The following is a 12,139-nucleotide window of genomic DNA, read 5'->3' as shown; positions in this document are numbered from 1 at the left end:
TAAATAGCATGAGCAACTCCCTCCCAACCTTTACAAGTACCCAGATCGTTGGACTGCTCCAGTCGCTCGATGGCGATCTGCACTCAGAGTCCTTGCTAGATAACCTGATGCGGATTGCGCTTGAAAGTGGGGAAGCAGAAAAGGGAGCAATTGTTCTGAACGATGGGGAACAGTTCGTGCTGGCTTGCGATCGCCTCAGCGATCGCCCCTGTAACGGACGGTTACTGCCGAGCGCAGCCAGTGCCGATCTGCCCGCCACCCCTATTCGGGATGCATACCAAACGGGCAAGATCGTGGCAATTGATGATGTCTGCGCCACAACAGAGCGGTGGGCATCCGATCCTTACATCCTGCGATGCCGACCTCAGTCGCTGTTGTGCGTGCCATTGATCGCTCAGGCGCAGGTCATCGGTGTTTTATATCTAGAACGCGAGCGAACCATCGGGGCGTTTGCGCCGGAATGCATTGCCTTGCTCGAGATCGCTTGCACTCAGACAGCAATAGCTCTGGGAAATGCTCAACGCCACCAACAACTGGAGAGCGAACTGCGTACCTCGATAGGACAGTTACAAGAACGCACTCGCAACTTAGAGCGAGAGGCGTACCAGCACCAGCAAAATGAGAAGCGCTACGAGCAGTTATACGAAAATACTCCCATTATGCTGCATTCGATCGATCGCTACGGTAGGCTGATCGAAGTCAACAACTATTGGTTGGAAAAGCTGGGTTATAGTCGTGAAGAGGTTATCGGTCGCAAATCCACGGAATTTTTGACGGAGGATTCCCGCCACTACGCTGAAGAGGTCGTCCTGCCGCAATTTTTCCGAACGGGCATTTGCTTGAATGTTCCCTTCCAATTTACGCGTAAGGATGGTGGCATATTAGATGTGCTGCTGTCGGCCTTTGTGGAACGCGATGAGTCGGGGCAGGTGGTGCAATCGCTAGCGGCGATCGCGGACATTACCGATCGCAAACGAGCAGAAGCGACTCTGCGAGAGAGAGAACTCAGATATCGCCAAATCCTGGACTCCATTGCTGATATGGTAATTGTGAAGGAAGCAGGTTCCCGCCTCGTGTGGGCAAATAAGGCATTCCGAGATTACTATGGCATGACTCAGGAGGAACTACAGGGAATTATCGATGCTCCATTTAATGAACCGGACTATACGCTCCAATATATCAGGGATGATGCCTTTGTCTTTACCACGGGGCAAATGCTGGAGATCCCGGAAGAAAACGTAACCCGTTACGACGGCGCAGTACGACAATTCAGTACGATCAAATCGCCAATTCGCAACGAGAATGAAGAGATAACCGCGATCGTTGCCGTATGCCGCGATATTAGCGAACAGCAAGCTGCACTTCGCGAACGCAAGCAGGCGGAAGAATTGCTGCAAAAGAGCGAAGCCAGTTTGGCGGCGGCTCAACGCATCGCCCATGTAGGCAATTGGGAATTCGATCTGGCGACCCAAGTCGTTACCTGGTCAGAGGGACTGTTCCCGATTTATGGGCGAAATTCTGCCGAGTGGCAACCTACCTATCTCGAATTCCAACAACAAGTTCATCCAGATGATTGGGAGCCATTAGAACGGGCAATCAGTCGGGCAATTTCCGATGGCATTCCCTACGAAATCGAACATCGTGTGATTCGCCCGGATGGTTCCATACGTTATGCCATCAGTAAAGGTGAGGCAGTTTTCAACGATCGCGGGCAGGTAATCAAACTCTTTGGCATTACTCAGGACATTACGGAATCTACACTAACTCAAATAGCCTTGCGTGAAAGCGAAGAGAAATTTCGGCAACTGGCGGAAAGCATTCAAGAGATTTTCTTCATTCATGATGCCAAATCTTACGAGTTGCTCTATATTAGTCCAACCTTTGAGCAGATTATAGGTATTCCCGAAGAATCTATCTACGAGAATCCAATGCTGTGGCAGGAAATCGTTCATCCTGACGATCGCAATCGCGTCAATGCAGCCTTTCAGCAGCAGCTAGCGGGTGAGAATTTTGATGAAGAGTACCGGATCGTCAAACCCAATGGTAGTGTATGTTGGTTGAGAGTAAGAACCTTCCCAGTCTGCGATCGATCCGGTAATATCTGTCGGGTTACTGGAGTTGCTGAAGATATTACCGATCGCAAGCACTCAGAAGCCGCGTTGCAGAAATTGAACGAAGAACTGGAATCTCTAATTCAGGAGCGCACTAAGGAATTAGTGCAATCGCAACATATATTACAAGAGAGTGAAGAGCGCTTCCGCCAGCTTGCTGAAAACATCGATCGAGTTTTTTGGCTTGCCAATTCAGATTATAGCCAGGTACTCTATGTCAGTCCAGCTTTTGAAATAATTTGGGGACGTGCTTGTGAAGAACTCTACCGCTCGCCCATGCTCTGGCTAGAAACCATCCACCCAGAAGACCGCGATCCCATGAGAGCGGAACTGGAGGCAACCATTGAAGCTGGATACGATTGCGAATATCGTATCCTTCGGCCTGATGGAGAGATTCGCTGGATTCGCGATCGCGCCTTTCCAATTCGAGATGAATCCGGTCAGGTGTATCGCATTGCCGGGATTGCCGAAGATATTAGCGATCGCAAACACACAGAACTGTTACTGCGCCGACAAGTTGCCACAGTAGAAGCAGCTCTAGATGGTATTGCTATTGTCAATGGAGATACCTACATCTATCTGAATGAGGCTCATGCCCGTATTTTTGGTTATGACTCGCCAGCAGAGTTGTTGAACAAAAGCTGGCGAGGACTTTATTACCCCAAAGAGCTGCAATTCTTCGAACAGGAAGTCTTTCCCGTTTTGATGCAACAGAAGCACTGGCGAGGTGAGGTGACAGCAAAGCGAAAAAATGGGACGACCTTTGATGAGGAAGTTTCGTTGATTATTACAGAGGATGGAGATCTGATCTGCGTCTGTCGAGATGTTAGCGATCGCAAACAAGCTGAAATTGCCCTGCAAGAGTCCGAGCGATTTCTCCAAACCGTGCTTGACACCTTTCCTCTCTCAGTATTTTGGAAAGATCGAGAATCGAGTTATTTAGGATGCAATCAAAATTTTGCGAAGGATGCTAGTTTAGCATCATCAACTGAGATTATCGGAAAGAATGATTATGATATGCCTTGGGGCAGATCGGAAGCAGATCTCTATCGTGCGGACGATCTCCAGGTGATCGAATCTGGTACTGCCAAACTAGGAATTATCGAGACCCAAATTCAAACAGATGGATCGACGATCTGGTTAGAAACGAACAAACTGCCTTTATATAACCTTAATGGTGAGGTGGTTGGTTTGCTTGGGACCTATCAAAATATTACCGATCGCAAACAAGCAGAGGCAGAATTACGAGATAGCGAAGAACGCCTGCGACTAGCCTTGAAAGCTGCTAATCAAGGACTATACGATCGCAACCTGCAAACTGGCGAGGTGGTTGTCAGTCCTGAATATGCCACGATGCTAGGGTACGATCCATATGAATTTCACGAAACAAACGCAAAGTGGCTCGAGCGGATGCACCCAGAAGATGCGGAGAGGGTTGCCAGCGTTTATCAAGCATACGTTCGCGGCGAGCTTTCTGATTACGTAGTGGAATTTCGCCAACAGACGAAAAGCGGAGACTGGAAGTGGATCCTTTCTCTGGGCAAAATTGTTGCTTGGGAAAATGGGTTACCCCTCCGTATGATGGGAACCCATACAGACATCAGCGATCGTAAAGCCGTAGAGGAAGCCCTGCATCAGTCCAAACTGGAACTCGAAGAGCGCGTCGAACAACGCACGGCTGAGCTGCGAGAAGCTAAAGAAGTAGCCGAAGCAGCAAATCGGGCCAAGAGTACCTTCCTGGCCAACATGAGCCACGAGTTGCGCACCCCACTCAACGCCATTCTCGGCTTCAGTCAACTGTTGGGACGCGATGATGCGCTCCGCACGGAGCAACAGCAACAACTGGGTATTATCAACCGTAGCGGCGAGCACCTATTGCACCTGATCAATGATATCTTGGAAATGTCTAAAATTGAGGCAGGACAGATCTCGCTCTTGCCCATTAACTTCGACCTTTACACTGCAATCGCAAATTTACAAGAAATGTTTGCACTCAAAGCCAAATCAAAAGGGTTAGCGTTGCAAATCGAGCGACAGGATACAGTACCGCGCTTCGTCCGCGCCGATGAGAACAAACTCCGCCAGGTTCTGATTAATCTACTGAGCAATGCGGTTAAGTTTACCGACAGTGGCAGCGTAAGTCTAGAGATCGATGTCATTTCCGATGCCTTGGAATCTCAGCGAACACGCCTGCACTTTAGAGTTAAGGATACGGGAGTTGGCATTGATGCCAACGAACTCGCCTATCTGTTCAAACCCTTCGTGCAAACTCGGTCTGGCAAGGCAGCCAAAACCGGAACGGGTTTGGGTTTAGCCATCAGCTATCAATTCGTAGAACTGATGGGGGGAGAGCTTCGAGTTAGCAGCCTGCCACAGATAGGTAGTAGTTTTGAATTTGACATTCCCATCGAGGTGGTAATGGCAGAAGACATGCCAGCCCAAGTTACCAGACATCGGGTTTTGCATCTAGCTCCCAATCAACCGACTTTTCGGATTCTGATTGCAGAGGATAATGTGGCAAATCGACAACTGATGGTGCAGATGTTGGAGCCATTGGGATTTGCCGTAGAAACGGTGGAGAACGGCCAGCAAGCGATCGAGCGATGGGAGCAGTGGCAACCAGACCTGATCTGGATGGACATCCACATGCCAGTCATGGATGGCTATGAGGCCACCCAATCGATCGTCCAACAGCAGCAAAACCAGAGCACTGCGAAAAAGACCGTAATTATTGCGCTCACTGCCAGTGCGTTTGAGGAGGAACGAGCGCGCATCCTGGCGACGGGCTGCGACGACCTCGCGATCAAGCCGGCATCAGAGGAGGTGATTCTGGAGAAGTTAGTCAAACATTTGGGCGTGCAGTATCTCTATGCCGAGGAAGTGACGCTGAATGGTGTGGCCGCAGGGACAGAAAAGCGGCAGACCCTCAGCAGGGAAGATTTAGCAGTGATGCCAGGTGCGTGGTTGCATCAGTTGCATCGAGCGGCACGCATAGCGGATGAGGAAGCGTTGGTAGAGTTGCTGGAGCAAGTGCCTTCCAACTACTCCCACTTAGCCAGTTCCCTCAAAGAGCTGGTTGACAACTTCAACCTGGAGCTAATCGTCAACCTCACAAGTCCTTCGATCGATTCATTGAGTGTGAGGTGCAGTCATGAAGGAGCAAACTAACAGTCCCGGCGATCGCTTTCCTACAATCGCTGGCTATTCCATCACCCAGATGGTTTATACTGGCAGCAAAACTCTTGTCTATCGAGGTGTTCGATCTACAGATGGGCAACCCGCGATCCTGAAATTGCTCAGGAGCGATCGCCCTTCAAATCGCGACCTGTTGCGACTCCGCAACCACTATATAATTACCAAGAATCTGAATATATCAGGGGTAGTTCGATCCCTTGGTTTAGAAACCGTTGGCAATGGGTTAGTTCTGGTTATGCCGGACGATAATTGCATATCCCTCCAGGATTATACCTCCTCTCATCCTCTAAATTTGGCTGATTTTTTGCAGATTGCGATACAACTGGCGGATATTCTCGATAGGCTATATCGCAATCGTATTATCCACAAAGATATCACACCGCAAAACATCCTCATTCAGCCTGCAATCAAACAGATTGTGCTGACCGACTTTGGCGTATCTTCTTTGCTCTCCCAAGAAACCCAAGAGATTCAGAGTCCGAGCCTCCTAGAAGGAACTCTGGCGTACATCTCCCCAGAGCAAACGGGACGGATGAATCGAGGCATCGACTACCGCAGTGATTTTTACTCCTTGGGTGTCACGTTCTACGAACTGCTGGCTGGGCAGTTACCCTTCCATAGTGACGACCCGTTAGAGTTGGTCTATTGTCATTTGGCTAAGGAACCAGCGCCTTTGAGCGCAGGAAAAAGTGAAAAGGAAAAAGGAAAAATTCCGCAGGCTGTTTCGGATATTGTGCTGAAGTTGATGGCGAAGAATGCTGAAGATCGCTATCAGAGCGCTTTGGGGTTAAAAGCAGATCTGGAAATCTGTCTAGAGCAATACACCGCAACTGGAACCATTGGCGAATTTCGGCTGGGACAGGTGGACGACCTTACCCAATTCAACATTCCGCAAAAGCTCTATGGAAGGGAAACTCAGGTAAGAATGCTGTCGGAAGCCTTTGAGCGCGTCAGTCAAGGTAGTTGCGAACTGGTGTTGGTAAGAGGCTATTCTGGTATCGGCAAAACTGCGCTCGTGCATGAAATTCTGAGGCAATTAACCCGCTATAAAGGCTATATTGCATCGGGTAAATTCGACCAATTTCAGCGAAATATTCCACTGTCCGCTGTGATGCAGGCTTTTCGTGGATTAATTCGCCAATTGTTGACCGAAAGTACGGAGCGTCTGCACTATTGGCGCGATCGCTTCCTACACAACCTGGGGGCTAATGCCCAACTGATTATTGACACCATTCCAGAACTGGAACCGATCGTGGGTCAGCAACCGCCTGTCCCAGAGTTGGGGGCGCTCGAATCAGCGAACCGTTTAGTTCGTACTTTTAATCAATTTTCTCACGCTTTCCAGGGGCCAGGCCATCCCCAGATCGTTTTCATGGATGATGTGCAGTGGATAGATATAGCTTCTCTCCAGTCTTTACAATCCTTCATGACTAATAGAGAGAGTCACTATTCTCTCATAATTGGGGCCTATCGAGATAACGATGTCAGCCCTGCCCATCCGTTAATGCAAACCGTTGAGGTGCTTCGACAAGCGGGTACAAAGATTACCGAGATTAATCTAGAGCCACTGGAGTTAGAACATGTAACCCAACTGGTAGCCGAGACGCTCCATACCTCACCAATGTCCGTTATCCATCTAGCGAAGCTGCTGTTTGAGAAATCGGCGGGAAATCCCTTTTTCCTAACCCAGTTGCTCAAATCGCTATATGAGGATGGCTCGATCTGGTTTGAGGCTCCCCTCCTCTGTCACCCCTTACCAGGGGAGGATAACAATGGGGGCGGGTGGCAATGGGATCTCGAGCAGATTCAACAACGGGACATTGCCGATAACGTGGTTGAACTGATGATTGGTAAAATCACTAAACTCTCAGAACCGACCCAGCGCATATTGCGGTTAGCCGCTTGCATTGGCAATTTGTTTGACTTACAGACGCTCGCTATAGTGGGCGAACGATCCCTGAGTCAGACGGCTCAGGAGTTGTGGGAAGCCATTCAAACGGGGTTGCTCGTACCTGTCGGTGAAGGCTATCGCTTGCCTCAGATGTTGAATGACAATGAACTTGTCGATGTTCTGGCTCAGGGACAGGCGATCGCCTATCGCTTCTTACACGATCGCATTCAGCAAGCTGCCTATACCCTCATTCCTCTAGAGCAAAAACAAGCAACCCACCTCAAAATCGGGCGACTGTTGTTAGCTAATACCCCAGATTGCAAGCAGGAAGCAAGAATTTTTGAAATTACCTATCAGTTGAACCAATGTATCGAGTCAATTGTCGATCCAGCGGAGCGGAACAAACTAGCCCAGTTAAACCTAATGGCTGGACGCAAAGCAAAGCTAGCTACTGCCTACGCAGCGGCGATCGCCTATTTGAATATGGGGTTAGAGCTATTAGCTCCCGACAGTTGGCAAACTCAGTATGCCTTGACCCTAGCACTGCATGAGGAAACTGCGGAAGTGGCATATCTCAATACCCACTTTGAGCAGGCAGAAACTTTGGTAACAGTTATCTGGCAACAGGCAACTTGTTTTCTAGATCGGATCGCATCATCAGAACTAGCGATTCAGATATATATGGCTCAAGGTCAACAACTCAAAGCCATCGAAACCGGGTTGGATTTTCTCTCCAGATTGGGAATTCATTTATCGAGTGAGGTAGAAACTCGAGCGTTTGAGTTCTTGCTCCCTTCCCCACAAGAGTTGGATCGAGCCCCTTCCATGACCGATCCGGAGAAGCTAGCAGCCTTTAGGATTTTGATCGCGATAACACCGCCCGTGCATCGTTCGAGGCCCGAACTCTTTCCAGGCATCGTGCAAGCAATGATGGGACTATGTATTCGCTTTGGTTATTCGGAATTGGCGGCCTATGCCTATGAACTCTACGGCTTCTATTTATGGTCGGTCAAACAGGATTTGGTTGCAGCCTATGACGCAGGTAAGTTAGGTCTAAGCTTGTTGAATCGATATAACGCCAAGTCTATTGCGTCCAAGGTGAATTTGGTGTTTGGGGTTTTTGTTTGTCCGTGCCGAGAGCACATTACCGCATCTCTAGCTGCATTGAAAACTGGTATTGACGCAGGCATTGACACGGGAGACATCGAGCATAGCAGCTACTGCATCCTTGCCTATCTCAACTACTTGTTTTTGCGGGGAGAACACCTGGAACTACTAAATGCCGATCGCAATAGCTATTTCGATCTTATCCTCAAGCTAAAACAAGAACATCCCATCTACGATGCTAAAATCTGGCTGCAACTGAGTTTGAGCCTTCAAAGAAGCACCCCTCATCCGTTAAAGTGGGCGGAAGATTTCTTCAACGAAGAAGTTATCCTGCCTTACTTTGAAACCCATGACTGTTATCAGTCCTTATTTGCCTTTCATGTTGCTAAGTCGATCGGTTTCTACCTTCTCGGCGAGTACAATTGCGCTCTGACAAGTGCTGCCAAGGCAGAGGAATATCAAGAAGCTGCTTTAGGTCTGCTCATGCTGGCTGCCCACAATTTTTATAGTTCGCTGTCGTTGCTGGCACAATATTTGGAGATGCCAATTCAGGAGCGATCGCATAGTTTGCAACAAGTGGCCGCCAACCAGCAAAAAATGAAGGTATGGGCGGCGCATGCTCCCATGAATTATCAACATAAATTCGATCTGGTGGAGGCTGAAAGGTATCGAGTGCTGGGCCAATATTTAGAAGCAATAGAACTGTACGATCGCAGTATTGCTGGAGCTAAAGAAACCAATTACATTCAAGAAGAAGCCCTTGCTAACGAATTAGCGGCTAAATTTTATCTGGGCTGGGGTAAAGAAAAGGCGGCGCAGGGCTATATGCAAGAAGCATATTCCTGCTATGCCCGTTGGGGAGCAAGAGCCAAAACAGATGATTTAGCGCAACGCTACCCACAACTACTGTCATCGATCTCAAAGCAGATACCAAACCCAATACTGCCTGGAGATACGATTGCTTCATCCCAAAACTCTGACAATCTCTCAGCGATCCTGGATTTAAACACCATTCTCAAAGCCAATCAAACCCTATCTAGCGAAATTCAACTCGATCGCCTGCTGCCAGCCCTAATTCAGATAATTATCACCAATGCTGGAGCAAATAAAGCCGCCCTATTCCTCAACCATGACGGCTCATTGCAATTGGGCATCAAGTACATTGACAATGCCGTTCAATCTATGGAACGCAAGTCAGTAGATGATTGTCAATTTGTCCCAGTTACCCTGCTTCATTACGTCGAGCGCACCTTAGAAACGGTGATTACAGACGGCAAAAAACATCCCAGTACTATCAACGATCCCTATTTTCTCCAATACCAACCAAAAAGCCTTCTCTGTACGCCGATTCTCAATCAAGGACAGTTGATGGCTATCTTGTATCTGGAAAATTCCATCACCTCTAACGCCTTTACGGATGACCGCGTAGAGTTGCTCAAATTGCTCTGCGCTCAGGCTGCTATTTCCCTGGAAAATGCCCGCCTGTATCAACAATCGCAGTTCTATGTACGCCAGTTGGAAGAATCTCTAAAAGAGCTACGATTCAGTAAAGCCCAGTTCCAAAAAGTCTCAAATAATATTCCGGGTGTGATTTATCAAATTTGCATCAATCCCGAAGATGGATCTTCTTTCATGCCCTACATCAGTTCGGGGTGTTATGAACTCTATGAAGTAACCGCCGAAGCGACGATCTCAGGACAATATAACCTGCGTGATTTCGAACATCCGGACGATCGCGCAATGATTATGCAAGCCACTCGCCGATCGGCAGAGCATCTCACCCCTTTTCATCAGGAATTTCGTATTATTACGCCATCGGGTAAGGTGAAATGGCTTCAAGTTGCCTCCCAACCCGAACGGCAGCCAGATGGTTTGTTGGTGTGGGATGGTGTTGCAATAGATATCAGCGAACGCAAACGGGCTGAACGGGAATTACAAGAATCTCGCAATATGTTGAAACTCGTGCTGGACACCATTCCTCAACGAGTTTTTTGGAAAGATCGCAAGTCGAGGTTTTTAGGTTGCAATCCTGCATTTGCTAATGACTATCAACTAACCGATGAGGAAATTGTTGGCAAAACCGACCTGGAATTACCTTGGGCAGAGTGGGCGCACCTCTATCGAGCTGATGATGTAATGGTCATAAATACTCGTACACCTAAACTGAATTATGAGGAGCCAACCAATAATTTAAACGGCGAGCAGATATGGATACGTAGCAGCAAAATCCCCTTAACCAACAGCCAGGGAGATGTAATTGGGATTCTGGGGTGCTATGACGATATCAGCGATCGCAAAGCTGCTGAAGCCCAACTCCAACATCAAGCTCAACAACTAGAACGAGCAAATCTTCAGTTAGCTGAGTATTCCCAAACTCTAGAGCAGCAAGTCGCAGAGCGCACCCAAACCCTACAAATCAGTGAGGAGCGCTATCGCACGCTAGCAGAAACCTCACCTGTGGGAATTTTCAGGAATAACGGAAGTGGTGGCATGATCTATGCCAATCAGCGTTGGCATGAGATTACTGGACTAACTAAAGCAGAAGGAATGGGTAATGGTTGGCTCAAATGCGTGCATCCCGATTGGCGCGATCGCCTCCTGAATGAATGGGAGTACATCATTCAAGAAGGAGCGCATCACTATATTGAATCCTGTCTGCAGATGTCTGACGGAACGATTAAGTGGGTCTACTGTCAAGCTCAACCGGAAAAAGATACTCAGGGCAATATTGTTGGCTATGTAGGCTGCATCACCGACATCACCGACCTCAAGCAAGCGGAAGCGGCTCTGGAGCAGATCAACCAAACCTTAGAACGAACCTTAACTGACTTGCAAACGACTCAACACGAACTGATTCAATCCGAGAAAATGGCAGCCCTCGGTCAGCTCACCGCCAGCATTGCCCATGAAATCAACACTCCCCTCGGTGTAATTCGCGCCGCCACGAGCAATATTATGGCCAACTTTAGGGCTTCCCTTCAGCAGTTGCCGGCACTTTTGCAAAGTCTCTCCCCCCAACAGCAGCTAGATTTTTTCGCCCTGATCGATACAGCGATGAAGCAACAGCATTCTCTGTCTTCCAAAGAAGAACGACAACTGCGTCGGCAACTCAACATCGAACTAGCCGATCGGGGCATCGCCAATGCAGAGAAGATCGCATCTCAGTTAGTGCTTTTACGTCTGGTTTCAGATCTCCATCTCTACGCATCTATCCTGCAAGCTCCCAACTGCCTGGATATTTTAGAGATAGCCTATCACCTGGTGCTGCAACACCAAAGTTCACAAAGCATTCAACAGGAAGTCGATCGCGCTGCCAAGATCGTGTTTGCGCTCAAAACCTATAGCCATCGCAGTGAGAATGCCGAGAAAACTCTCGCCCCAATTACCGATAGCATTGAAGTTGCCTTAACGCTCTACCAAAATCGTCTCAAACATGGAATTAATACGATCCGCCACTATGCCAAGGTGCCAGAAACTTTCTGCAACCAGGACGAGCTAACGCAAGTTTGGGTAAACTTAATTGACAATGCTATCTATGCAATGGGTCAAGAAGGCACACTAGAAATCGACATCGCTCAGCAAGCCGATCGTGTAGTTGTGGAGGTGACGGATTCTGGAAGCGGTATCCCGGTTGATTTGCAGCCAAGGATTTTTGAGCCATTTTTTACAAGCAAGCCAAGGGGGGAAGGTAGTGGACTGGGGCTGGATATTGTCCGACAAATCGTACAGAAGCATCACGGAGAGGTACAGGTTCGCAGCCAGCAGGGTCGCACGACCTTCACGGTTTGCCTGCCACTATCAACAAGCGAGTAAGCGATGTAGAAATTTCGTGGTT

At 48.5% G+C, this 12,139-nt stretch carries 2 protein-coding genes; both read left to right on the top strand.

Annotated features, from left to right (window positions below):
• The first annotated feature begins 8 nt into the window (after positions 1-8).
• Entirely contained in the window at positions 9-5,279 is a 5,271-nt protein-coding gene (locus tag PSE6802_RS31020) for a PAS domain S-box protein (protein WP_019500247.1), read from the top strand.
• A complete protein-coding gene (locus tag PSE6802_RS28660; protein WP_019500246.1) occupies positions 5,263-12,117 on the top strand; it encodes a PAS domain S-box protein in 6,855 nt (2,284 codons plus the stop codon). The genes PSE6802_RS31020 and PSE6802_RS28660 overlap by 17 nt, the downstream gene beginning before the upstream one ends.
• Positions 12,118-12,139 lie beyond the last annotated feature (22 nt).

Origin of the sequence: Pseudanabaena sp. PCC 6802, from assembly GCF_000332175.1 — a bacterium.
GTDB lineage: Bacteria > Cyanobacteriota > Cyanobacteriia > Pseudanabaenales > Pseudanabaenaceae > PCC-6802.
This window is presented reverse-complemented; position numbering and strand designations above follow the sequence as displayed.

Coding starts and splice junctions, on each gene's coding strand:
- PSE6802_RS31020 (WP_019500247.1), top strand. CDS start 9: ATGAGCAACTCCCTCCCAACCTTTACAAGTACCCAGATCGTTGGACTG.
- PSE6802_RS28660 (WP_019500246.1), top strand. CDS start 5,263: ATGAAGGAGCAAACTAACAGTCCCGGCGATCGCTTTCCTACAATCGCT.